Annotated in this window: 22 protein-coding genes and 1 tRNA gene; 13 read left to right on the top strand and 10 right to left on the bottom strand. The window is 67.4% G+C overall.

The genetic code is table 11. The annotated features are described in order from the left end of the window. Positions 1-20: 20 nt before the first annotated feature. From Q0Q02_RS07435 to Q0Q02_RS07425, 3 genes are all read left to right on the top strand, one after another. Entirely contained in the window at positions 21-986 is a 966-nt protein-coding gene (locus tag Q0Q02_RS07435; RefSeq protein WP_293808194.1) for a tripartite tricarboxylate transporter substrate binding protein, read from the top strand. 100 nt (positions 987-1,086) lie between these two features. Further along, positions 1,087-1,566, top strand: coding sequence for a tripartite tricarboxylate transporter TctB family protein (locus Q0Q02_RS07430; protein ID WP_293808193.1), 480 nt, complete (start codon positions 1,087-1,089; stop codon positions 1,564-1,566). Positions 1,567-1,579: 13 nt separating this feature from the next. Beyond that, positions 1,580-3,079, top strand: coding sequence for a tripartite tricarboxylate transporter permease (locus Q0Q02_RS07425; RefSeq protein WP_293808192.1), 1,500 nt, complete (start codon positions 1,580-1,582; stop codon positions 3,077-3,079). 103 nt (positions 3,080-3,182) lie between these two features. Here the strand turns inward: Q0Q02_RS07425 and Q0Q02_RS07420 are convergent, their stop codons facing one another. The 4 genes from Q0Q02_RS07420 to Q0Q02_RS07405 all read right to left on the bottom strand — a co-directional run bounded on the left by Q0Q02_RS07420 (position 3,183) and on the right by Q0Q02_RS07405 (position 6,103). Next, positions 3,183-4,217, bottom strand: a complete 1,035-nt coding sequence (locus tag Q0Q02_RS07420) for an aldehyde reductase (protein WP_293808191.1) — start codon at positions 4,215-4,217, stop codon at positions 3,183-3,185. A gap of 142 nt (positions 4,218-4,359) precedes the next feature. Then, positions 4,360-4,857 carry a DUF2059 domain-containing protein gene (locus tag Q0Q02_RS07415; RefSeq protein WP_293808190.1) on the bottom strand — a complete coding sequence of 166 codons (498 nt, stop codon included), beginning with the start codon at positions 4,855-4,857 and terminating at the stop codon, positions 4,360-4,362. A gap of 114 nt (positions 4,858-4,971) precedes the next feature. Continuing rightward, positions 4,972-5,673: a ribose-5-phosphate isomerase RpiA gene (rpiA, locus tag Q0Q02_RS07410; protein ID WP_293808189.1), complete on the bottom strand. Its 702-nt coding sequence runs from the start codon at positions 5,671-5,673 to the stop codon at positions 4,972-4,974. A gap of 109 nt (positions 5,674-5,782) precedes the next feature. Further along, complete coding sequence (locus Q0Q02_RS07405; protein ID WP_293808188.1) at positions 5,783-6,103, bottom strand: hypothetical protein; 321 nt, start codon at positions 6,101-6,103, stop codon at positions 5,783-5,785. A 222-nt stretch (positions 6,104-6,325) separates the two neighbouring features. On the opposite strand from Q0Q02_RS07405, the gene gph reads away from it, so the two are divergent. After that, entirely contained in the window at positions 6,326-7,024 is a 699-nt protein-coding gene (gene gph, locus Q0Q02_RS07400) for a phosphoglycolate phosphatase (protein WP_293808187.1), read from the top strand. A 28-nt stretch (positions 7,025-7,052) separates the two neighbouring features. Further along, positions 7,053-7,127 (top strand) — tRNA-Val (locus Q0Q02_RS07395). A gap of 420 nt (positions 7,128-7,547) precedes the next feature. On the opposite strand, the gene Q0Q02_RS07390 is transcribed toward Q0Q02_RS07395, so the two are convergent. Continuing rightward, on the bottom strand, positions 7,548-8,606 hold the full coding sequence (locus tag Q0Q02_RS07390; protein WP_293808186.1) for a hypothetical protein: 1,059 nt from the start codon (positions 8,604-8,606) through the stop codon (positions 7,548-7,550). Positions 8,607-8,755: 149 nt separating this feature from the next. Between Q0Q02_RS07390 and Q0Q02_RS07385 the strand changes: the two genes are divergently transcribed. Then, positions 8,756-9,688 carry a transglycosylase SLT domain-containing protein gene (locus Q0Q02_RS07385; protein ID WP_293808185.1) on the top strand — a complete coding sequence of 311 codons (933 nt, stop codon included), beginning with the start codon at positions 8,756-8,758 and terminating at the stop codon, positions 9,686-9,688. A 179-nt stretch (positions 9,689-9,867) separates the two neighbouring features. Beyond that, positions 9,868-10,446, top strand: a complete 579-nt coding sequence (locus Q0Q02_RS07380; RefSeq protein WP_293808184.1) for a L,D-transpeptidase — start codon at positions 9,868-9,870, stop codon at positions 10,444-10,446. A 214-nt stretch (positions 10,447-10,660) separates the two neighbouring features. Here the strand turns inward: Q0Q02_RS07380 and Q0Q02_RS07375 are convergent, their stop codons facing one another. Then, a complete protein-coding gene (locus Q0Q02_RS07375; RefSeq protein WP_293808183.1) occupies positions 10,661-11,023 on the bottom strand; it encodes a DUF971 domain-containing protein in 363 nt (120 codons plus the stop codon). A gap of 165 nt (positions 11,024-11,188) precedes the next feature. Between Q0Q02_RS07375 and moaA the strand changes: the two genes are divergently transcribed. The 4 genes from moaA (at position 11,189) to Q0Q02_RS07355 (ending at position 15,278) form a co-directional block, all read left to right on the top strand. After that, positions 11,189-12,202 carry a GTP 3',8-cyclase MoaA gene (gene moaA, locus Q0Q02_RS07370; RefSeq protein ID WP_293808285.1) on the top strand — a complete coding sequence of 338 codons (1,014 nt, stop codon included), beginning with the start codon at positions 11,189-11,191 and terminating at the stop codon, positions 12,200-12,202. 242 nt (positions 12,203-12,444) lie between these two features. After that, positions 12,445-13,044, top strand: coding sequence for a hypothetical protein (locus tag Q0Q02_RS07365; protein ID WP_293808182.1), 600 nt, complete (start codon positions 12,445-12,447; stop codon positions 13,042-13,044). After that, positions 13,034-14,503, top strand: coding sequence for a hypothetical protein (locus Q0Q02_RS07360; RefSeq protein WP_293808181.1), 1,470 nt, complete (start codon positions 13,034-13,036; stop codon positions 14,501-14,503). The genes Q0Q02_RS07365 and Q0Q02_RS07360 overlap by 11 nt, the downstream gene beginning before the upstream one ends. A gap of 10 nt (positions 14,504-14,513) precedes the next feature. Then, on the top strand, positions 14,514-15,278 hold the full coding sequence (locus Q0Q02_RS07355) for a hypothetical protein (protein WP_293808180.1): 765 nt from the start codon (positions 14,514-14,516) through the stop codon (positions 15,276-15,278). A 142-nt stretch (positions 15,279-15,420) separates the two neighbouring features. Here the strand turns inward: Q0Q02_RS07355 and Q0Q02_RS07350 are convergent, their stop codons facing one another. Next, positions 15,421-17,145: a methyl-accepting chemotaxis protein gene (locus tag Q0Q02_RS07350; RefSeq protein ID WP_293808179.1), complete on the bottom strand. Its 1,725-nt coding sequence runs from the start codon at positions 17,143-17,145 to the stop codon at positions 15,421-15,423. A 238-nt stretch (positions 17,146-17,383) separates the two neighbouring features. Between Q0Q02_RS07350 and Q0Q02_RS07345 the strand changes: the two genes are divergently transcribed. Next, on the top strand, positions 17,384-18,286 hold the full coding sequence (locus Q0Q02_RS07345; RefSeq protein ID WP_293808177.1) for a DMT family transporter: 903 nt from the start codon (positions 17,384-17,386) through the stop codon (positions 18,284-18,286). After that, complete coding sequence (locus Q0Q02_RS07340) at positions 18,283-19,473, top strand: multidrug effflux MFS transporter (protein ID WP_293808175.1); 1,191 nt, start codon at positions 18,283-18,285, stop codon at positions 19,471-19,473. The genes Q0Q02_RS07345 and Q0Q02_RS07340 overlap by 4 nt, the downstream gene beginning before the upstream one ends. Positions 19,474-19,491: 18 nt before the next feature. Here the strand turns inward: Q0Q02_RS07340 and Q0Q02_RS07335 are convergent, their stop codons facing one another. The 3 genes from Q0Q02_RS07335 to Q0Q02_RS07325 all read right to left on the bottom strand — a co-directional run bounded on the left by Q0Q02_RS07335 (position 19,492) and on the right by Q0Q02_RS07325 (position 21,891). Then, complete coding sequence (locus tag Q0Q02_RS07335; protein ID WP_293808174.1) at positions 19,492-20,358, bottom strand: NAD(P)-dependent oxidoreductase; 867 nt, start codon at positions 20,356-20,358, stop codon at positions 19,492-19,494. A 109-nt stretch (positions 20,359-20,467) separates the two neighbouring features. After that, positions 20,468-21,184 (bottom strand): ABC transporter permease, encoded by a 717-nt coding sequence (locus tag Q0Q02_RS07330; RefSeq protein WP_293808172.1) that lies wholly within the window; start codon positions 21,182-21,184, stop codon positions 20,468-20,470. After that, the gene (locus tag Q0Q02_RS07325; RefSeq protein WP_293808170.1) at positions 21,181-21,891 is read right to left on the bottom strand and encodes an ABC transporter permease subunit; all 711 of its coding nucleotides are present in this window, start codon (positions 21,889-21,891) and stop codon (positions 21,181-21,183) included. The genes Q0Q02_RS07330 and Q0Q02_RS07325 overlap by 4 nt, the downstream gene beginning before the upstream one ends. Between the last annotated feature and the right edge of the window lie 28 nt (positions 21,892-21,919).

The raw sequence follows: 21,919 nt of genomic DNA, 5'->3' as shown, positions 1-21,919 counted from the left end.
GCCCGCAAGCGGAGGAATTCATGCTGACATCCATCCTGAAGCGCACGGCCCTGACGGCGGTGGCGCTTGCTGCCCTTTCCACGGCCGCCTTCGCCCAGGTCAACGAGCTCAAGATCATGGCTCCTGCGGCGCCCGGCGGCGGCTGGGACGGCACGGCCCGTTCGATGCAGCAGGCGTTGACCACAGCCGGCATCGTCAAGAGCGTTCAGGTCAACAATGTGACCGGCGCCGGCGGCACGATCGGCCTCGCGCAGCTGATCGGCGCCAAGGGCGACGGCCACCAGCTCATGGTCAACGGCTTCGTCATGGTCGGCGCCATCCTGCTCAACAAGTCGCCGGTCAACCTGACCCAGATCACGCCGATCGCGCGCCTGACCGCCGAGGCAGAGGTCATCGTCGTCCCGACGGAGTCGCCGCTCAAGACCGCCAAGGACCTCGCCGAGCGCCTCAAGGCCGATCCGGCCAAGGTGACCTGGGCCGGCGGTTCGGCCGGCGGCACCGACCATATCCTCGCCGCGCTCTTCGCCCAGGCGGTCGGCGCCGATGCCAAGAAGATCAACTACATCCCGTTCTCGGGCGGCGGCGAGGCCCTCGCGGCCATGCTCGGCGGCCGCGTCACGGCCGGCGTGTCCGGCTATGGCGAGTTCGAAGGCCAGATCAAGGCCGGCAAGCTGCGCGTGCTCGCCGTGTCCTCGTCCAAGCGCCTCGAGAATGCGCCGGATGCGCCCACGCTGAAGGAGCAAGGCATCGATCTCGAGCTCCTGAACTGGCGTTCGGTCGTCGCTCCTCCCGGCCTCTCCGCCGACCAGACCAAGGCTCTGATCGACACGGTCGAAAAGATGGCCAAGTCGAAGGAATGGCAGGAAATCCTCAAGGCCCGCGGCTGGGATGATGCCTTCCTCGCCGGAGCAGCCTTCGAGACCTTCCTGAAGGCCGAGATCGAGCGCGTCTCCAAGGTCATGACCGAAGTCGGCCTGGTGAAGTAAGCCAACCGAGACGCTACAATCTGCAGGGGCCGGGAAACCGGCCCCTTTTCCAACCGCCAGAAGCGCCCAGAAGACGCCGGCCAGCACTGCGGGAACGCCCATGACCAACGACACGCGCACGCAAGGTGCCAACAAGCCGGCCCTGCTCGTAGGGGTCCTGCTGCTGATCGTCGCCGCCCTCGTCGGCTATGACGCCTCGCAGCAGACCATCACCTCGACCTACGGCGTCGGCCCGACCGCCATGCCCTACGTGGTGGCCACGGGACTGGTGATCCTCGGCCTGGCGCATTTCGTCGTCGCCTTCCGCGAGGGGCTGCCTCAGCCGGAACACGCCGATAACAAGGCCCTGCTCTGGATCGTCGGCGGGCAGATTTTCCTGATCGCCTGCATCGCTCTCGGCGGCGGCTTCATCCTCGCCATCACCGTGGTCTTCGCCTGCACCGCGCGCGGCATGGGCCGGCAGGGCCTGGCGATCGACGCCGCGATCGGCTTCGTGCTCGGCCTCGTCATCTTCCTCGTCTTCGCCAAGGTCCTGACGCTGATCCTGCCGTCGGGCCCGCTCGAGCGCCTGTTCCTCTGAGGAGAGCCCGATCATGGACACCCTGCTCTCCCTGCTCCACGGCTTCGGCGTCGCCTTCGAACCCTCGAAGCTCCTGTTCTGCCTGATCGGCGTGTTCCTGGGCACGGCCGTCGGCGTGTTGCCCGGCATCGGCCCGGCGCTGACCGTCGCGCTGCTGCTGCCGGTGACGTTCAAGCTCGACCCGGCGGGATCGCTCATCATGTTCGCCGGCATCTACTATGGCGGCATGTATGGCGGCTCGACCACCGCGATCCTGCTCAATGCGCCGGGCGAAAGCGCCTCGCTCGCCACCGCGCTCGAAGGCTCCAAGATGGCCAAGGCCGGCCGCGGCGGCCCGGCGCTCGCCACCTCGGCGATCGGCTCCTTCGTCGCCGGCCTGATCGCAACGATCGGGCTTGCCTTCCTCGCGCCCCTGCTGGTCGAGCTCGCGGTCAAATTCGGCCCCTGGGACTATTTCGCGCTGATGATCGTCGCCTTCGTCACGGTCTCCGCGACCTTCGGCGACTCGCCCCTGCGCGGCCTGACCAGCCTGTTCCTCGGCATCGCGCTCGGGCTGGTCGGCATCGACAAGCTGACCGGACAGGCGCGCCTGACCTTCGGCGTCCCGGAGCTGCTCAACGGCGTCGAGGTCACGACGCTTGCCGTCGGCCTGTTCGCTGTCGGCGAGGCCTTCTACGTCGCCTCCAAGCGCTTCCGTGACCCCGAGGAGATCATTCCGATCAAGGGCTCGCTCTGGATGACCAAGCAGGACTGGAAGCGTTCCTGGGCGCCCTGGCTGCGCGGCACGGCCTTCGGTTTCCCGATCGGCGCCCTGCCCGCGGGCGGCGCCGAGGTGCCGACCTTCCTGAGCTATTCGACCGAGCGCAGGCTCTGCAAATATCCGGACGAGTTCGGCAAGGGCGCGATCGAGGGCGTCGCGGGGCCGGAAGCCGCCAACAACGCCTCGGCCGCCGGCACGCTCGTGCCGCTGCTGACGCTCGGCCTGCCGACCTCGGCGACGGCGGCGATCATGCTCGCCGGCTTCCAGCAATACGGGCTCAACCCCGGCCCGCTGCTCTTCGCCGAGAAGCCGGACCTGGTCTGGGGCCTGATCGCCTCGCTGTTCATCGCCAACGTCATGCTGGTGATCCTGAACCTGCCGCTGATCGGGCTCTGGGTCCGGCTGCTCGCGATCCCGCAGCCGTGGCTCTATGCCGGCATCCTCGTCTTCGCGACGATGGGCACGCTCGCCGTCAACGGCTCGCCGGCCGAACTCACCATGCTCTTCCTGTTCGGCTTCCTCGGCTATCTGATGCGCCGCTACGACTATCCCGTTGCACCCATGGTGGTCGGGCTGATCCTCGGGCCGATGGCGGAGCAGCAATTGCGCCGCGCGCTGCAGATCAGCCTGGGCGATCCGATGATCCTGCTGGAGAACCCGATCTCCGCAACGCTGCTCGGCATCGCCTTCCTCGCCCTGATCGCGCCGTTCCTGATGCAGGGGCTGAACAAGTTCAAGGCTGCCGAGGACTGAGAACCACCCTCCCCGCCATTGCGAGGAGCGGAGCGACGAAGCAATCCAGGGGCGGCAGAGCTCTATGTCCCCCTGGATTGCTTCGCTGCGCTCGCAATGACGGTCAGCGTCGCAGCAGCCCCAAGCGGAACAGGCTCTCGCCCGTGGCGACGAGAGCCTCCTTCGCCGGGCGCGGCTGCCAGCCCAGCATGGCCTGCGCCTTCGCGCTCGTCGCATTCTTGCTACGGCCGAGCTCAGGCGTCGCGGCCTGACGCGCCGCCGCGCTGAAGCGGGCTGCAAGGCGCACCAGCCAATCCGGCAGCACGCGGGTCGAAACCCGCGCCGCATCCTCGCCAAGGCCATCCTTCAGCGCCTGTGCGATCGCCTGCATCGTCATGAAATCGCCCGCCGTGGCCAGGAAGCGCTCACCGGCGGCGGCGGCATCGGTCATGGCACGCAGATGCAGGTCGGCGACATCGCGGACATCGACGACGCCGAACATCAGGCGCGGCACCGCCCAGAGCCGGCCGTCCAGCATGGTCTTGACCAGCAGGATCGAAGCCGAGAGTTCCGGCCCGAGCAATGGCCCGAAAATGCCGACGGGGTTGACGACCGCGAGTTCCAGACCCTGCCCCTCGCCATCGATGAAATCCCAGGCGGCGAGCTCCGCCAACGTCTTGGACTTCGGATAGGCAGCAAGCCCGGAGGCCGCCGGATTGGTCCAGTCGCGCTCGTCATAGGGGCGCTTCACCGCCCGGCCATAGCCGATCGCGGCGAAGGAAGAGGTCAGGACGACGCGCTTCACCCCGGCCCGGTGGGCGGCACGCAGGACGCGCAACGTCCCTTCCCGTGCCGGGCGGATCAGTTCGTCCTCATCCTTCGGGGCAGTCGCAGCGAGCGGCGACGCGATGTGCAGGACATAAGCGCAGCCCGAGGCGGCCTCACCCCAACCCTCGTCGCGCATCAGGTCAGCGACAGCGACCTGCAACCGACCGCCAGCCTCCATGCCGGCTGAGCGCAGCGCTTCCCTGAGCGACGCCTCCCGCGTGGACGTCCGGAGCGTGGTGCGGACCTCGTAGCCCTCCTCGAGCAGCCTGAGGATGCAGTGTCCGGCCAGGAAGCCCGAGCCTCCGGTGACGAGGACAAGATCGCGGGTCATGTCGTTGGCTCCGAGCTTCGCGATTCAACCATCACGGCGAAAGAGCGCGCTTCAGTCCGATACCAGCGGAGGATGCCGCAACAAAAAGGCCGGCGAATGCTCGCCGGCCTCTTTCGTTATCGTGAAGCGCGAGCGCCCCGGCTCACAGGGTGTGGCCGCGCTTGCTCATCTCCTGCGAGAAACGATCGAACAGGTACTGGCTGGTCTGGATGGTCCAGGGCGCCAGGGTGTTCAGGATGTCCTCCATCGCCTCGCGCCGCAGCGTGCTGTAGCGCTGGCCGACCGGCGACTTGAAGAAGGCGGCGACGTCCTTGAGATCCGCCTCGGTCATCTTGCGGGCGAAGACCTCGGCTGCGACCTGGGACATCTCGCTGGCGCGCTTGTCGGCTTCCGGCTTCAGGGCCGCGATGACGGCATCGGCGTCCTTCTTCATCTCCGGCCGGGTCGCGAGCATGTTCTGCACGTTACGCTCGAACTCGTTGTAGATGTTGGTGAAGCCCTGCGTGACGCCGCTCAGTTCGAGAACCTCGCGCGCGACCTGGACATGGCTCGGTACCAGTGCCGGCGCCTGGGCGAAGGCCGGAGCCGCACAGAGGAGCGCCAAGCCGACAGCGGCCCGAACGAGAGAACGACGGATCATGCGTTGAAACCCCTTCATCAGCGAACCACCGCCGGAGCGCGCGATTGCACTGCCAGCAACGATGGTCCGGTCATTTATGGCGCGTTCCTTAGCGTGGATCGCGACGGAATGGAATCATTCGATCCTGCCGAGCAGCTTGAGGCCGTCGGCGCCCGCCAGGATGGCGCCGGAGGCCAGGCCGATGAACAGGCCGTGCTCGACGACGCCGGGCACAATGTTCAGCGCCTGCGCCAGCAGCTCCGGGTGCTCGATCGCGCCGAGATGCGCATCAAGGATGTAATGGCCGCCATCGGTGACGAGCGTCGTGCCGTCCGGCCGCTGGCGCAGCACGAGCTTGCCGGCGGCGCCCGAGGCGGCGATGGCCTCGGCCACGGCCCGACGCGTCGCCTCGACCCCGAAGGGCACGACCTCGATCGGCAGCGGGAAACGGCCGAGCGTCTCCACCAGCTTGCCGTCATCGGCGATCACGATCATGCGGGCGGACGCCGCCGCGACGATCTTCTCGCGCAGCAGCGCCGCACCGCCGCCCTTGATCAGGCGCAATTGCGGATCGACCTCGTCGGCGCCGTCGACGGTCAGATCCAGTTCCGGCGTCTCGTCGAGCGTCGACATCGGGATGCCCAGTGAAACGGCCTGGGCCTGCGTCGCCTCGGAGGTCGAGACGCAGAGGACCTCGAAACCGGCAGCGACCTTCACGCCGAGCAGGTCGACGAAATGCTTGGCGGTCGAACCGGTACCGAGGCCGAGCCGCATGCCCGGCCGTACCAGCTCGAGCGCGCGAGCGGCAGCCTGCTTCTTCAGGTCATCGGCATTCATGAGGTTCGTCCGGCTCAGGTTGAGGAAAACGCCCGCCGTCCGTGCCGGACGACGGCGCTCTCCTGCCCCGGCAGGGCGGACGAGTCCAGCGCGCGGAAGGCGCGGGACGTCATTTCGTCTGGGGCGTGCACACCGTCTTGTCGTCGAAGACGTAGCAGATGCTCATCTCGCCGGTGCGGATATTGACGCGGAAGATGCCGCCCTCCTTCTCATGGCGCGACGGCATCAGGCCGTAATCGCTGGGCGCCTGGGGACCCGCCCCTTCGCCCGAAGGAAAGCAGACCGTCAGGCCGACGCCGCCCTCCTTGAGCTGGAACTGGCAGGCGCCGACCTCGCCCGTCGCCTTGTCGATGCGATAGACCCGGTTGAGATCGTTTTGCGGCGCGGGCGCGAACTCGAACGGCCCGGCCCAGGCCGGCATCGCGCCCATGAGCGCGCACCCCGCCCCCAGCAGGCCCCCCATGATTCCAGCCCGCTTTTCCATCGTTTTCCACATGACAATCTTCCCTGCCGCCGGCCGCGCGACGAATCGGCGCTACGATACCATTCCGCGCGGCAAATTTGCGGAGACGCCCCGCGGGACTTGCCAGCCCTGCCACGAAGACCTCTAACCGAATCTCGCCTGCCCCGAATCACCCCGAAGGTTTCGACCATGAGTCTGCCCCCCATCGTCGTCTTCGATCTCGACGGAACGCTCGCCGAGACAGCGCCGGACATCATGCGGGTCCTCAACCTGATCCTGGTCCGTGAGGGACTGGCGGCGCTCCCGCTGGAGCGGGCCCGCGAACTCGTCGGCGCGGGCGTGCGCGTCCTGATCGAGCGCGGCTTCAAGGTCTCGGGCCAGCCGCTCGACCCGGAAACGCTGGAGCGGCTCTTCCAGGAGTTCATGGAGATCTATGCGCAGGACACGGCGGGGAGCAGCCATCTCTATGACGGCGTGCTCGGCGCGCTCGATGCGCTGGCGAACCAAGGCTACGCGCTGGCGGTCTGCACCAACAAGCCGATCCTGCACACGCGGCTGATCCTCGACCATTTCGGCATCGCCGGCCGCTTCGCCGCCGTAGCCGGGCGCGACAGCTTCCCCTATTTCAAGCCGGATCCGCGCCATCTCACGCTGACGATCGCCGCGGCGAAGGCCGATCCGGCGCGGGCCGTGATGATCGGCGATTCCCGCACGGACATCGCGACGGCGCGCGCCGCCGGCATCCCGTCGATCTGCGTGCCCTTCGGCTATACCGACGTGCCGATCGAGACGCTGGAGCCCGATCTCGTCATCCAGCATTTCGACGAGCTGGCCGGCGCGGTCGACCGCATGTTCAAATCTCCTCCGCGCACATCCTTGACGGCATGAGGCGCGCCGACTAGGAGAGGCCGGGTCCGGGCGATTAGCTCAGCGGTAGAGCACTCCCTTCACACGGGAGGGGTCACAGGTTCGATCCCTGTATCGCCCACCATATTTTACGGACTTCCCGACACCCCCTGATGCACCAGCGCGCAGAACAGCGCGCGAACATGTGCCACCTGCTGGGGGATATCTGGGGGACGTCTGTTCTCCCCGGCCTCCACGAATTGCGTCTTCCCAACGCCGGAGGCCGACTGGGATAGATACTCCCTTCTTCCCTACATGCAGGCCTGGATGGGAAGGGAGCGCACCGCCTCCCAACGATGCGCCCCCTTCCCGCGGGTGCCAGCCCGCATCGCGCCGAGTGCCATGTCCTGCCGGCCCATTCCGAGGCGAATGCACGGGCTTTAGACGACGTTGCCGCGCCGGCGGATTACCAGTGAATTAAGAGAGCGACAGGCTCATCGGGCGAGGTTCGAGGGGCTGCAATCGATGTGCCCCAAGCGCTTGCCCTGGCCATACAGGGTAAGCGTCAGCGCAGCACGAGCGCCGCGCCATCATCCTGCGGCGCATCGCCCTTGCCGATCCTGGCGAGTTCCGCGCCGAAGCGGGCTGCGATCGCCAGCCGGAAATGCAGCGGGTCCCAGTAATTAGCGTCCTGCGACGTGATCGGCGAGGCATGGGCGTAATCGACGACCGTCGCGCCATGGCGGTGCGCCAATGCCGCGATCTCCACCTTGCAGCCGGCATAGCGCTGCCACGCCGCCGAGCCCTCCCGTGGGTAGGCGGCCAAATGGGCCGGCGGCAGCACCAGCATCACCTGCGTCGTCTTCGGGAAAGCGGCAATGCTCTCCTCCAGCCATGACAGGGCCGGGAAGCGCCAGGCGGCGCTCTCCGTCGGCGTGACGGCGGCCGGCGGCGACAGCGGTGAGAGATCGGAAACCGTGCCGCCGTGGCTTGCATAGATATGGCTGCGGGCCCGGGCGAGGTCATAAGTCGCCTCCGGCGGTGTGAAGACCTCGTAGCCGTCGCCGCGGATGCGCTCGCGCGACCAGCCGAGCCGCTGGGCCATGAGCCGGCCGGCAATCTCCAGGTTGGTCAGGTTGAGCAGCTTCGGCCAGTCGCTCCAGCCGACCTCGCGGGAGAGCCAGGCCGGCACCGGGCGCGGCGTCAGGCGCTTGCCCTCGTCAGTCGCATCAGCCTCGCACCAGGTCGTGTCGATGCCCCAGATCACGCGCTTCGGCGCTCCGACATGCTCCCGGAAGAGCCACGCCATCTGCATCTGTTCCCAGGGGGTCGCAGCATTCATCGCGAGATTGACGAAGCGGGCATCGAGCCCCCGCGACAAGACCTGCGGGTCGAGCAGCCGCATCGTCGAGGTGCCGATCACCGCCGCATCGAAGCGCCCGGAACGGACGAGCTGCGGATACATGAAACGCTGGTTGATATCCATGATCGGCCGCGGCGCCTGCCCGGCATGGACGCGCATGCCGAAGGGGTCGAGGATCGCGACGAAGGCGAAGAGCAGGCCGGCGCCGGCAGCCGCCGCGCCAACGAACCATCGCGACCACTTGATCCAGGCTCTCGCCATTCCGGCCTTCCGCTCCGACAATCAAGACGCGGCCGCTCCATGAACCGGCTTCCGCGCGGCGCCCTCATCGCACAGGCCGGCGCCTCGTCACAACGCGAAAGGCGCATCGCATGGTCGCAAGCCACCGGACATGGCAGAGAAGACCGATGATGCCCGGCCCTGTCCACACTCTCCCCCGCCAGCTGCGAGGGCTGGTAGCTCTGCTGCTCGCCTTCGCGTTGCTGGCTTCCGCGACACAGGCGGCCGAGGAGCCGTTACCGGCCTCATCGGGCATCCAGGATGCTCTGTGTCGCCTGATCGATGACGCAGCCAAGGCGCAGGGCGTTCCCCCCGCTTTCCTCACCCGGCTGATCTTCCAGGAATCGAGTTTTCGACCCGGCGTCACCAGCCCCGCCGGTGCACAGGGCCTCGCCCAGTTCATGCCCGGCACGGCACGCGAGCGCGGGCTTATCGACCCGTTCGACCCCGAGCAGGCCGTGCCCAAGGCCGCGCATTTCCTGGCGGAGCTGCATGACCGTTTCGGCAATTGGGGCCTCGCCGCTGCCGGCTATAACGGCGGGCCTAACCGCGTCGCGGGCTGGCTTGCGGCGCGCAAGGCTGGGCAGGCGCGCGTCCTGCCGAGCGAGACCGAGACCTATGTCTTCGCCATCACCGGCCGGACCGCCGACGACTGGGCTGAAGAGGCGATCGACCGCGCCAATGGCGACGGGCGCTCGCCGGCGATGCCGCCTGCGACCCGCGACCGCGATGCGCAGGCGAGTTGCGCCCCCACGCTCGTCGCGGTCCGGCAGGCCCGCCCTGCCCTCCCTACGATCGCGGAAGCCCCCTTCGCGCCCTGGGGCGTGCAGCTCGCCGGCAATTTCTCGAAGGCGCGCGCTCTGGCCTCCTTCCAGCGCGCCGGCGCCCGCCATCGCGCGATCATCGGAGACCTGCCGCCGATGGTGATCGGGACGCGCCTGCGCAGCCGCGGCACGCGCGCCTTCTACCGGGTGCGCCTGCCGGCTGCGACACGAGCCGAGGCGGCCGCGCTCTGCCGGCGGATCCAGTCCGATCGCGGCGCCTGCGTCGTGCTGCGGAGCTGACGCCGATCCCGCGATGTTGCATGCGCGCAACGCAGCATGGCAAAGCTCGACCGCTCCCGTCGATGTGATTGCGGCGCGATTGCACGACCCTGGGGAAGCTGACAGGACGTTGAGGAGACGTTGACTTTTCTGCGTCATTTTCGCGACCCAGCCGTCCCGACCCGCCCGAGGTTCCTCCGATGATCCGCTCCACCCGTCTGGCCTTGCTCGCTGGCCTTGGCCTGCTCGCTCTGGGCTCCGCCGCCCGAGCCGAAATCGATCCTCTGACCCGTCAGCCGCTGGTCCAATATGTGGACCCGGCCAAGGCGCAGGCCACCGCCATCCCGCGCGAGGTCGTCAACTATTCGACGAAGTACAGCCCCGGCACGATCGTGATCGACTCGAACGAGCGCCGCCTCTATTTCGTCATGCCCGACGGCAAGGCGATGCGCTACGGCGTCGGCGTCGGCCGTCCCGGCTTCGACTGGGCGGGCACCCAGACCATCTCGCGCAAGCAGGAATGGCCGACCTGGACGCCGCCGTCGCAGATGCTGAAGCGCCGCCCCGACCTGCCGCGCTTCATGCCGGGCGGCCCGGACAACCCGATGGGCGCCCGCGCGCTCTATCTCGGCTCGACCCTCTACCGCATCCACGGCTCGAACGAGCCGGAGACGATCGGCCAGGCGGTCTCCTCGGGCTGCATCCGCATGCTGAACGAGGACGTGATCGATCTCTACGAGCGCGCCAAGGTCGGCACCCGCGTCGTCGTGGCGCGCTGAGCCTCCGACAGATTTCGATGAAGAGGCCGGCGGTGACGCCGGCCTTTTTTCGTTGAGATACGGTGTGCCGAATTTGCTGTGAACCGCGCCGTCATCCCGGGCTTGCCCCGGGATCCATCGGAGGGCTCCGCAGCTCTACGATGGATCCCGGATCGACGCTGCTGCGCAGCTTGTCCGGGATGACGATGTGCTTTCCGGCAGGGATCGACGAACTCTAACGCTTCCGTTCGCGCGACAGGCCCTTCTCGGCCAGCGCCGCGACATAGGCGCGCATCTTCTCCTCGCCCTGCTCGCCGAGCTCGCGCAGATAGTCCCAGGCGTAGATGCCGGTTTCGTGCATATCGTCGAAGCCGAGCCTGACGGCGTAATGCCCCACCGGCTCGATCCGGAGGATCTCGACCGCGGCCTTGCCGGGCACGATCGTCTTCTGGCTGGGATGGTGGCCCTGGACCTCGGCGGAGGGGCTTTCGACACGCAAAAGCTCGGCCGACAACGCGAAGCTCACCCCGTCGTCAAAGGTGACATGCAGAATGCGGCGATCCTTGGACAGGCGGATCTCGGTCGGCCAGGATGACATGCTCGTGTACGTCCCTCACAGCGGGCGCAGCCATGCGCCATTTTGCGCGCTTGACCTTGGCCGTATCGGTGCCAATGTCTTCCTATAGCAATGTGAAAACCTGTCTGCATCCCGTGTGGGGCGGACAGGGCTCTCGGAGTTGATGCAGACGTGCTGCTCGACGACATGAAGCCGCTGACGCGGGCGCCCTTGGTCGACCCGTTCGGCCGCAAGATTTCCTATCTGCGGATCTCGGTGACGGATCGCTGCGATTTCCGCTGCGTCTATTGCATGTCCGAGGACATGAAGTTCCTGCCGCGCAAGGAACTGCTGACGCTCGAGGAACTCGACCGGATCGCCAGCGCCTTCGTCGCGCGCGGCACCCGTAAACTGCGCCTGACCGGCGGCGAACCGCTGGTGCGCCGCGACATCATGAGCCTGTTCCGCTCGCTCTCGCGCCACCTCACCTCCGGCGCGCTGGACGAATTGACGCTGACGACCAACGGCTCGCTGCTGCATCGCTATGCCGACGAGATGGCCGGCTATGGCGTGCGCCGGATCAACGTCTCGATCGACACGCTCGACCCCGACAAGTTCCGCGAGATCACCCGTCGAGGCGACCTGAACGTCGTGCTCGCCGGCGTCGAGGCGGCGCGCAAGGCCGGCATGCGGGTGAAGATCAACGCGGTGGCGCTCAAGGGCGTCAACGACGACGAGATCGAGCATCTGATGCTCTGGTCGCACGGGCTCGGCATGGACCTGACCCTGATCGAGGTCATGCCGATGGGCGAGATCGAGGTCGGCCGCGTCGACCAGTACCTGCCGCTCTCGGTGGTGCGCGGCCGGCTGATGGACAAATACACGCTCGTCGACGACCCCTATCGCACCGGCGGGCCGGCGCGCTATGTCCGCGTCAAGGAGACCGGCGGGCTCGTCGGCTTCATCACGCCGCTGACCCATAATTTCTGCGAGAGCTGCAACCGCGTGCGCCTGACCTGCACCGGCACGCTCTATATGTGCCTCGGTCAGGAGGATGCCGCCGATCTGCGCGCGCCGGTCAGGGCCTCGCAGGACGACACGCTGCTCTTCCGCGCCATGGACGAGGCCATCGCCCGCAAGCCGAAGGGGCACGATTTCATCATCGATCGCCGCCATTCCGGCCCCGCCGTCGGCCGGCACATGAGCGTCACCGGCGGCTGAAGGCGATCGGAACGTCCTCGGTATCTCCGAGCCCTCATCCTGAGGAGCCATTTCGACAGAAATGGCGTCTCGAAGGATGTTTCAGCTTGCTCGGGAGCCTCCTGGACCATCCTTCGAGACGCCGCTTCGCGGCTCCTCAGGACGAGGGCTCAGGGAAACGGCCAGATCTCCTCGGGCCAGAACGGCGCTCGCTTGACCCTTTGGCCGAATGCGGTCACCGTCCCGCCGACGGGTGGAGTTGCATGCGGTCACAGTTCAAGGCGATGGCCGGCCGGATCAAGGCGGCCGCGAGCGCGATCGATGGCGCCGTGAGGCAGACCCATGCGGCGCGGCTTGCCATCATGGCTGCGAATCTGCGGCGTCCCCTGCCCCTCATCGCCATGCTGCTCTTCGCGACGCTGCTGTTCTGTCTGTTCCTGGCCTGGTCTTCGGCGCGTGGCGTCTTCATCGTGCTCTCGCCGGCCTCTCCGACCGGAATCATGGCCGGCATCGCAGCGGCCGTCGCGGGGCTTGCCGTACTTGAACTCTGCGCGGCCTTCGCCATCACCATCATGACCGCCGCCCTGCAGCTCGCCTACGACACCGGCCGCCATTGCGTTTTGGCCCTGCTGGCGATCGCGAGCGCACTCGGGCTGGCAGCGCTTGCGTGGCGGCTTGCGGCGGAAGGAGCTGCCGCACCTGCCGGTGCAGTCCTGCCAATCCTCGGCCTCTGCGGGCTCGTCGCGCTGACGCTCTGGTTCAGGCGCGCCTATCTGCGCCCGGCCTATCCCGGCTTCCGCGATTTCTGGGTCGACATCGTCGAGGCCCGCCATGTCCTGATGCGAGCCGCCCATGGCGAATGACGACGGTGCAGCCTCGCGGGTCGTGCGCATGACGCCTGCTCCGACGGCCCATCATCTGGCCGAGGCGGTCAAGGCCGGGCATCACGGCGCGAGCGATGCTGTCGAAAATCAGCCGCCCGCCCATGCGACGATGCTCTCGCAGACGGAACAGACGCTGATCGCCCGGGCACGCGAGCATTTCGCCACGCTGCGGCAGGAGGCGGCGACAAGCCTCAACGCCATCCAGGCCGAGGTCACGAGCCGCCGCGAATTGTTCACGCAGCAGCGCTTCGAGGGGCGCGTGCGCGGCGCCGAGGCGACGATGCGCGCGATGCTGAACAAGCATGGCGGAGAGTTGGAGCAGCGCGTCTACGATGCGCTCCGGGCCAAGCGCGAATACGCCTTCTTCAATTACGAGAACAAGCGCCGGGCCGATCCCAAGCTCGACAAATGGCAGTTCATCCTGTTCTTCCTGGTCGTGCCGCTGGTGATCGAGAGCCTGCTCAACGGCAATTTCTTCGCCGAGGCCAGCGATTTCGGCCTGGTCGGCGGCGCGGCGACCGCCGTCATCATCTCGGCGCTCAATATCGCGCTCGGCTTCTTCATGGGCGTGGGACCGGCGCGCTATTGCCAGCATGTCAAAAGCTCGCACCTGTTCTGGGCGCTGCCGGCCTATGCCGGGATGATCGGGCTGATCGTGCTCTTCAACCTCGCCGTCGGGCACTATCGCGAGATGCTGATCGCCAACCCGGATGCGCGCTCCTTCCAGGTCATGCCGCGGATGATGGAGAACCCCTTCGCGATCTACGACATCAAGTCGGTCGCGCTGGTCATCATCGGCTGCCTCGTCGCCTTCGTCTCGGCGACCAAGGGTTATACCGCCTTCGGCACCTATCCGGGCCACGCCACCGCCTACAAGCGCTGGCGCCAGCGCTGGAACGCGGTCGAAGAGGAGCGGCGCCGGCTCGATGCCGAGCTCCTGCCGGAGCTGGGGGCGATCCGCACCCAGGTCGACGGCTTCCGCGAGGATTGCCGCGACGAGCTCGGCAAGCTGCAAGGCGTGAAGGCTGCGGCCGAGAAGGCACGCGATCTCTACCTCTCGCGTCTCGGGCAACTCCGGGCCGCCAAGGACGCCGCGATGATGCAATATCGCGAGGCCAATCTCCGGGTCCGCACCGACCTGCCGCCAGCCTATTTCGCGCAGTCGCTCAACCTCGCCGAGATCGACCAGCCGGCGGAACTGCCGGAATATGTCGCCGCCCGCCGCCAGATCGATGATTTCGAGCAGCAGCTCTCCAGCATGCCGGCGCTGATCGAGAACAAGCTCAAGGACCGGCTGGTGCTGCTGCGCGGTGTCGATCTTGCCGGAGAGGTCGAGCAGGTGAAGCTCCGCGCGGCGCAGTCCGGACGCGAAGCCTTCGAGCAGGACGAAGCGGCGCAGAAGCAGGCGGCGGAGGATTTCGCCGCAATGAAGCGCTAAGGGCCGACGGATGAAGACCGAGAACTGGGCGATCGTCGCCTCCGTGCTCGCCGGGCTTGGCCTTGTCGGCTTCTTCGCGGCACCTTCCCTGCTGCGCGGTCCGCCGCGCGACCAGGAGACGCTGTGCCCGAAGACCGGCCCCGTCGGGCATACGCTCATCCTCGTCGACAAGACCGATCCGTGGAGCGAGGTGCAGGCGAAGCGATTGAAGACGCTGGTCAAGCAGGTCGGCGACGAATTGCCGACGGACCGGATGCTATCGATCTACGTGTTCAACGACGTGTTCGAGCCGGGCTTCCCTTCGCTTGTCTCGCTCTGCAACCCCGGCAAGACGGCAAGCGAGCTGATCGGCAATCCGCGCCGCGAATACGTCAAATGGGTCGAGAAGTTCGGCCGCCCGCTCGACGAGGCGCTGACCGTGCTGACACAGCCGGCCAAGGGCAACCAGTCACCGATCGTCGAGGCCATCGGCGATGTCGTCTCGCGCCGCGAGAACCGCGTCCCGACCGGGGACCGCAAGCTCGTGCTCGTCTCCGACATGCTGCAGAATTCGAACCAGTTCACGATGTTCGGCACCGGAGCCGGCGCGCGTGATCCGGAGCGCTTGCGACGGCTGCTCGGCAAAGTCTGGCAGGATTCGGGCGCGTCGAGCTGGGAGCTGAGCATCCATCAGGTCCAGGGCGTGTATGACGCGGCGAGGCTCGAACAGGCGGCTACGCTCTGGAAGCAGGCTTTTCAGAAGCTCAGTATCAGCGTGAACTGGGACAGGTTGTAGGGCTGTCATCCCGTGCACGGTGCAGCGCGAAGCGATGCGCCGCAGACACGGGACCGCATGACGAGAAGGCGCCTTTTCCGGAGGACGATCCCGCATCTGCGCAGCAGCACTGCGTGCCGCAGCGCGTGCGGGATGACACGCTTCAGAGCCGATAACCCATCCGCACACCGCCCCAGTGGCGGCCGCGAACGCGCAGCGGCGCGTTGACCTCATTCAGGAATTCGGCGCGGCCATTCTCGTGTTCGTGCCGGCTGAGCTGGATGAGAAAGGGGCGGATCGAGCGCCCGGCGCTCAAGCCCACGCGGCTGTCGGCAATCCGCCGGTTGCGGGCGTGCGCCGCATTCCAGGCGGGATCGCCGGGGCGCTGCGGCTGGGACCAGTCGGCATGATGCACCGGCACATAGCCGTTGCGGTCGCTCGGCAGGGCAAAGACCAGCCGGCAGTCGGTCGCGAGCGCGCCAGCGAGCAGCGGCGGGAGCACGGTTTCGAGCGCCGTCAGGCTCGGGCTCAGATATTGCCGGGGCTCGCTTTCGGGCACCGGAAGATAGCGGAGGTCGAACAGATCCTCTTCGGAGAGCAGACCTCGCGCGATCGCGCCTTCCATCACACCCGCGATCTCGCGGGCGAAGTCCTGGGCACGCTCGATCAGCGGGCGGTAGGAACGCTCGATCTCCTCGATCATGCCCGCCAGTGCGTCGCAGCCGGCAGCGACATCGCCGGCGAAGGCGATATGCACCCCGTGTTCGCTGACGCCGGTCATGCGACAGGGCAATGGCGGCAGGCCCTCGATCGCGACGACCCCAGAGCCGCCGATCGGCAGCCGGGCGCTTGACGAGGCGGCCAGCAAAGCGCCGCCGCGACCGAGATCGACCAGCCGGCCGGGAATATCGACCATGCCCACGACGAGATGGGCGCTGCGCGCCGTCGGATAGCGGTCGAAGCGACGCCGGTCCGCGAAGGCCGAATGACGCAGCGCGGGCTTGAAGCGCCGTACCATGTTGCCGACCAGACGGCTGCCCTTCTGCGTAGCCCGCCGGGCACGCTCGCTTTCCGCGACCGTCTCATGGGCGATGCGGTCGATCTCGTCGGCGCGGCGCGCCACACCTTCGACGAAGAGGGCCGCCTCCTGGGCATTCCGTGAGAGTTCCGCGGTCGAACCCGCCTGCTCCTGCGAGGCGCGCCCGATCGTCGCCATGATCGGATTGACGTCGCGAACGATCTGCAAGGTATCGTTGACGATGCCGTTCGAGCCCTGGGCGGCGCGGGTCAGACGGTCGACGCGCTCGCGGATATGGCCGACAGCCTCGCTGACCTCGACCGAAAGGGACTTCACCTCATGGGCGACGACGCCGAAGCCGCGCCCGGCCTCGCCGGCACGGGCGGCTTCGATCGCCGCGTTGAGCGCGAGAAGATTGGTCTGGCGCGCGATCTCCGCGATCGAATCGACGATGCCCCTGATCTCGCCGGTCGCGGAAGCCAGTCCATCCAGCATCAGCGCCGCCTCGCCGGCGCGCGATACCGCAGCGTCGAGCTTTTCACGGACGCTGACCATGGCGCCGTCGACCTCTTCCGCCGCCTGCGAAACCTGCTGGGTCGCGGCGGCAAGGGCAGAGGCGTTCTCGCTCGCAGCGCCGACAGCCATTCGCATGCTGCCGGTGTTCTCGAGGATATGGCGCGAGCCGCTCTCGGACTCGGCCGAGAGCTGCTCGACCTCGCCCAGTTCCTGCGTCAGCTGCTGCATCGCGAGCAGGATGTCGCGCTCGATATCGTCGACGGCGTCATGGGTGGAGGCATCATAGGGCTGGACCGCAGCCGGCCAGAGCGTGGCCTCCGCCGCCGGGAGCGCCGCCGCGGGGATGTCCTCCACCGCATGTCCGGCGCCCAGCCAGCGTCGTATCCTGCCTCGCATCCCCAGCCCAGTCTCACCATAGGTCAAGCCTTGCGTCCGGTTATGGTCCCGGGGCGTTAACAAAGGCTTCCACGCCGCCGCACGACGCCCTTGCCGGAGACGCATTGGACCCGTGTGTTCCGGCCCTGTATGGCTAAATTTTAGACGCCGCACCGACAGGCTGCCGGCCTGAAGCCTCCCGAACCGGATCCCAGCCTTGGCCAGCGCAGCCGAAAACCGTCGCGGCATCATTTTCATGCTCGCGGCAATGTCGCTCTTCGTGATCAACGACGTGTTCATGAAGCTCGCGCGCGAGGCTTACCCGGCCGGGCAGGCGATCGCGCTCCGGGCCTGTTTCGCAGTGGTGATCGGTTTCGCACTCGTCTTCGCAGCGCGGGAAGGTGATCGGCTGCGCCTGGCGTTCCGCCCGCGGGTGCTGCAACGCGGCGTCATCGAGGCCTTCGGCGCGCTGACCTTCGGCTGGTCGCTCGGCCTGATGCCGCTCGCCAATCTCACCGCGATCAACATGGCCTCGCCGCTGCTCATCGTCGCGCTGGCGGTTCTGCTGGGCATGGAACGCGTCGGCTGGCGGCGGGTAGTGGCGTTGGCCATCGGCTTCGTCGGCGTGCTGTTCGTGGTGCGCCCGGGCGCCGAATCCTTCAACGCCGCCGCCATCGTCGCCGTGATCAGCGCCATTCTCGTTGCCGGACGGGACCTGACGACCCGCACCATCGGCGACGACGTGCCCTCGACGGTGGTGTCGCTGACCACGACCATCCTCGTCGGCGTCGTCGCCGTCGCCTACGGCTTCACCGAAGAGTGGCTGCCGATCTGGCGCGTGGAGACCATCTATGTCGCGCTCGCCGCCATCCTGGTCACGGCCGGCACCTTCTTCATCATCGGCGCCTTCCGGCGCACCGATGTCGGCGTGATCTCGCAATATCGCTATGCCATCGTCGTGTTCGCCACCGTCCTGGGCTATGCCGTCTGGGGCGACGTGCCCGATCTCTACGCCTTCATCGGCGTCGCGCTGATCGTCGGCAGCGGGCTCTACACCATGCATCGGCAGCGCGTGCGGCCCGTTTCCAACCTGAAGATCACGCGGAAGCGGCCGGCATGACGGCTGCTGCGGTCAAACCCACGCTCGCGATCCTCGTCGCGATCTCGGCGCTGCAGCCGATCGCGCTCAACCTGCTCGCGCCGGCGACGCCGGCGCTCGCGCGGCATTTCGCCTCGAACTACGCCACGATCCAGCTCACACTGACACTGTTCCTGGTCGCCGTCGCGCTGACGCAGCTCGTCATCGGGCCGCTCTCCGACCGGTTCGGGCGCCGCCCTTGCGTCAATGCGGGCGTCGCCCTGTTCGCGCTGGGTTCCATCCTGGGAGCGCTCGCCCCCACGACCCATATCCTGCTGATCGCGCGGGTGCTGGAAGGCGCCGGCGGCGGCGCCGTCTTCGCGCTGTCGCGCGCCATCATCCGCGACACCGCCGATCGCGACCATGCCGCGAGCCAGATAGCCACCGTCACGATGGTGATGGTGGTGGCGCCGATGCTCGCGCCCTGGCTCGGCGGCCAGATCGAGACTGCCTTCGGCTGGCGCGCGATCTTCTGGTTCATGACATTGTTCGGCGCAGCCGTGCTCGCCTTCACCCTCGCGCGCCTGCCGGAGACCGCACCCAATCTCGGCCGGCAGAGCTCGCTTTTCGGCGTTTTCCGCGCCTTTCCGGAACTCGTGCGCAACCGCGAATTCATGCTGAATGTCGCGGCGAGCTCCTCCGCCTCGTCGGCCTTCTTCGTCTTCATCGCGGCGACGCCCTATATCGTCGTCGAGACGATGGGGCGCGGCTCGGATGTCTACGGCAGCTATTTCATCCTGAACGCGCTCGGCTACATGATCGGCAACTTCGCGATGTCGCGATTGGCCGTGCGCGCCGGCACGCAGACGATGGTGCGGCGCGGCCTGGCGATCTCCTTCGTCGGAACCGCTGCGGCGCTCGCCCTGTCGTTCTCGCCCTGGTGGTCACCGCTCGCGCTGTTCCTGCCGCTGGCTCTGAACGCAGTCGGCAACGGCATGACAATCCCCGGCGCGACGGCCGAGGCGCTCTCGGCCCGCCCTGAACTGGCAGGCTCGGCCGCCGGTCTCCTGGGCGCGACCCAGCTCGGCTTCAGCGCGGCGCTCACCGTACTGATCAGCTGGCTCGTGACGCTCTGGCCGCAATCGATGAACCTGTTCGTCTGGCTTCTGACGACGGCCGGGCTGGTCGCCGTCTGCTTCGTGCGGAAGCGACCCGGCCCGGCCGGTTAGCCGGGCCAGGCCAGGCCCTCAGCCTTCGAGGCGGGCGATCAGGCTCGACGTATCCCAGCGATTGCCGCCCATCTTCTGGACCTCGGCATAGAACTGGTCGACCAGCGCGGTGACCGGGAGCTGCGCGCCGTTGCGGCGGGCCTCGTCGAGCACGATGCCGAGGTCCTTGCGCATCCAGTCGACGGCGAAACCGAAGTCGAACTTGTTCTGGTTCATCGTCTTGCCGCGGTTCTCCATCTGCCAGGAGCCGGCAGCGCCCTTGGAGATGACCTCCAGCATGGTCTCGACATCGAGCCCGGCGCGCTTGGCGAAATGGACGCCTTCCGACAGGCCCTGGACGAGGCCGGCGATGCAGATCTGGTTGACCATCTTGGTGAGCTGGCCGGAACCGGCCGGGCCCATCAGCTTGCACATGCGCGCGAAGCTCGCGATCACCGGCTCGACGCGGGCATAGGTCCCGGGCTCGCCGCCGCACATCACGGTCAGCACGCCGTTCTCGGCGCCGGCCTGACCGCCCGAGACAGGCGCATCGACGAAGCCGAAGCCACCCTTCGTGGCGGCTTCGTAAAGCTCACGCGCGACATTGGCCGAAGCCGTGGTGTGGTCAACGAAGACCGCGCCCTTCTCCATGCCGGCGAAGGCGCCGTTCGGGCCTGTCGTCACCGAGCGCAGGTCGTCGTCATTGCCGACGCAGCAGAAGACGATCTCCTGCCCCTTCGCCGCATCGGCCGGGGTCGGCGCCGAGACGCCGCCGTGGCGGGAGACCCATTCCTGCGCCTTCGTCGGGTTGCGGTTGTAGACGGTGACCTCATGACCCTTGGCCTTGAGATGGCCGGCCATGGGGAACCCCATCACGCCGAGACCGATGAATGCGACTTTCGCCATGCTGCTCTCCGCTTGCCGTTCGTGGCTTCTCGCTGGGCTTACCGTGCACGGCACGGCGAGGGAAGCACCGGCACGGCCAAGCCGGCATGCGCGTCCGCGCGCCTTCCGCTCAACGCAACGCCATGTGCCGGCTCAGCCTGATTTCGAGCCTGTCCCAGACGCGACGGATGATCTCGACCAGCACCAGATAGATCAGCGCCGCATAGAGATAGATCGTGAGGTCGAAGGAGCGGGCGAAGGCGAGCCGCGTCGCGCCCATCAGATCGAACAGCGTCACCAGCGAGACGATGGCGCTCGACTTGATCATCACGATCAATTCGTTGCCGAGCGGGCGCAGCGCCAGGATCATCGCCTGCGGCAGGACGACGAGCCGCAGCGTCGCCCAGCGATGCAGACCGAGCGACAGCGCCCCTTCGAACTGCCCGCGCGGGATCGCCTGGATCGCGCCGCGCAGGATCTCGGCCTGATAGGCGGCGGTGTTGATGGTGAAGGTGAAGAGCGCGCAAAAGAACGGCTCGCGGAAGAACCACCACAGGCCGATCCCCTGCCAGAACTCACGGAACTGGCCGAGGCCGTAATAGACGAGGAAGAGCTGGCAAAGCAGCGGCGTGCCGCGCAGGAAGGTGGTGTAGCCGCTGACCGCCACCCGCGCCCAGCGCGGGCCGTAGAGCCGGGTCACGGCAAGGCCGAGCGCCAGCACGAAGCCGATGGCGACCGAGATCGCGACGAGCTCGAACGTGACCCAGAGGCCGTTCGCCATCCGGCAGCCGTAGTTCTGAAGGACTTCGCTGCCGACCGCGTAGCCGGGATATTCGCACCAATTCATCGCGTCGCTCCGCCGAAGGCGGCCTGGCCGCGATTGGTGCGCTGCTCGAGCTTGTCGATGCCCCAGGCGGAGACCAGCGAGAAGAAGAAATAGAGCAGCATCGCCGTGCCGAAGAACAGGAACGGCTCCTTGGTCACGACATTGGCCCGCGTCGCGATGAACATGATATCCTGCAGCGTGATCACCGAGATCAGAGAGGTCTCCTTCAGCAGCACCATCCAGTTATTGCCGAGGCCGGGCAGCGCCACGCGGATCAGTTGCGGGAAGACAACGAGGCGGAAGGCCTGCGCCTTCGACAGGCCAAGCGCAGCGGCGGCCTCGCGCTGGCCCTTCTGGATCGAATTCAGCGCGCCGACCCAGACCTCGCTGGAGAAGGCGGCGAGCACCATGCCGAGCGCGATCATGCCGGCGCCGAAGGGCGGAATCGAGAAGCCCGGCCAGACCTGCTGGACCAGGATCTGGATGCCGAAATAGATGATGTAGAGCGTGAGCAGCTCCGGCACGCCGCGGAACACGGTGGTGTAGATCGTCGCCAGTGCGCGCAGCAGGACGTTGTCGGAGCGCTTCAAGAGCGCGATGACGAGGCCGAGCCCCAGGCCGAATGGCAGGGTTGCGAGCGCGACCGAGAGCGTCGTAGCGGCGCCCTGAAGCAGCGCCGGCCCCCAGCCGGAAGGGCCGAAGCCGAGCAATGCGAATTTTTCGAGCATGGGGTGCCGTGCGGGAGAGGATGCTCGC

Origin of the sequence: uncultured Allobosea sp., from assembly GCF_945956895.1 — a bacterium.
In the GTDB taxonomy this organism is placed as follows: Bacteria; Pseudomonadota; Alphaproteobacteria; order Rhizobiales; family Beijerinckiaceae; genus Allobosea.
Note: the sequence above shows the minus strand (reverse complement) of the source record. Positions and strands in the feature narration are given on the sequence as shown.

Excerpts from the sequence above, each read along its gene's own strand:
- Q0Q02_RS07330 (WP_293808172.1), bottom strand. The coding sequence starts at position 21,184 with ATGAATTGGTGCGAATATCCCGGCTACGCGGTCGGCAGCGAAGTCCTT.
- Q0Q02_RS07415 (WP_293808190.1), bottom strand. The coding sequence starts at position 4,857 with ATGATCCGTCGTTCTCTCGTTCGGGCCGCTGTCGGCTTGGCGCTCCTC.
- Q0Q02_RS07425 (WP_293808192.1), top strand. The coding sequence starts at position 1,580 with ATGGACACCCTGCTCTCCCTGCTCCACGGCTTCGGCGTCGCCTTCGAA.
- Q0Q02_RS07405 (WP_293808188.1), bottom strand. The coding sequence starts at position 6,103 with ATGGGCGCGATGCCGGCCTGGGCCGGGCCGTTCGAGTTCGCGCCCGCG.
- Q0Q02_RS07435 (WP_293808194.1), top strand. The coding sequence starts at position 21 with ATGCTGACATCCATCCTGAAGCGCACGGCCCTGACGGCGGTGGCGCTT.
- gph (WP_293808187.1), top strand. The coding sequence starts at position 6,326 with ATGAGTCTGCCCCCCATCGTCGTCTTCGATCTCGACGGAACGCTCGCC.
- Q0Q02_RS07390 (WP_293808186.1), bottom strand. The coding sequence starts at position 8,606 with ATGGCGAGAGCCTGGATCAAGTGGTCGCGATGGTTCGTTGGCGCGGCG.
- Q0Q02_RS07340 (WP_293808175.1), top strand. The coding sequence starts at position 18,283 with ATGACGGCTGCTGCGGTCAAACCCACGCTCGCGATCCTCGTCGCGATC.
- Q0Q02_RS07355 (WP_293808180.1), top strand. The coding sequence starts at position 14,514 with ATGAAGACCGAGAACTGGGCGATCGTCGCCTCCGTGCTCGCCGGGCTT.
- Q0Q02_RS07420 (WP_293808191.1), bottom strand. The coding sequence starts at position 4,217 with ATGACCCGCGATCTTGTCCTCGTCACCGGAGGCTCGGGCTTCCTGGCC.
- Q0Q02_RS07360 (WP_293808181.1), top strand. The coding sequence starts at position 13,034 with ATGGCGAATGACGACGGTGCAGCCTCGCGGGTCGTGCGCATGACGCCT.
- Q0Q02_RS07335 (WP_293808174.1), bottom strand. The coding sequence starts at position 20,358 with ATGGCGAAAGTCGCATTCATCGGTCTCGGCGTGATGGGGTTCCCCATG.
- Q0Q02_RS07380 (WP_293808184.1), top strand. The coding sequence starts at position 9,868 with ATGATCCGCTCCACCCGTCTGGCCTTGCTCGCTGGCCTTGGCCTGCTC.
- Q0Q02_RS07385 (WP_293808185.1), top strand. The coding sequence starts at position 8,756 with ATGCCCGGCCCTGTCCACACTCTCCCCCGCCAGCTGCGAGGGCTGGTA.
- Q0Q02_RS07365 (WP_293808182.1), top strand. The coding sequence starts at position 12,445 with ATGCGGTCACAGTTCAAGGCGATGGCCGGCCGGATCAAGGCGGCCGCG.
- Q0Q02_RS07375 (WP_293808183.1), bottom strand. The coding sequence starts at position 11,023 with ATGTCATCCTGGCCGACCGAGATCCGCCTGTCCAAGGATCGCCGCATT.
- Q0Q02_RS07325 (WP_293808170.1), bottom strand. The coding sequence starts at position 21,891 with ATGCTCGAAAAATTCGCATTGCTCGGCTTCGGCCCTTCCGGCTGGGGG.
- moaA (WP_293808285.1), top strand. The coding sequence starts at position 11,189 with ATGAAGCCGCTGACGCGGGCGCCCTTGGTCGACCCGTTCGGCCGCAAG.
- Q0Q02_RS07430 (WP_293808193.1), top strand. The coding sequence starts at position 1,087 with ATGACCAACGACACGCGCACGCAAGGTGCCAACAAGCCGGCCCTGCTC.
- rpiA (WP_293808189.1), bottom strand. The coding sequence starts at position 5,673 with ATGAATGCCGATGACCTGAAGAAGCAGGCTGCCGCTCGCGCGCTCGAG.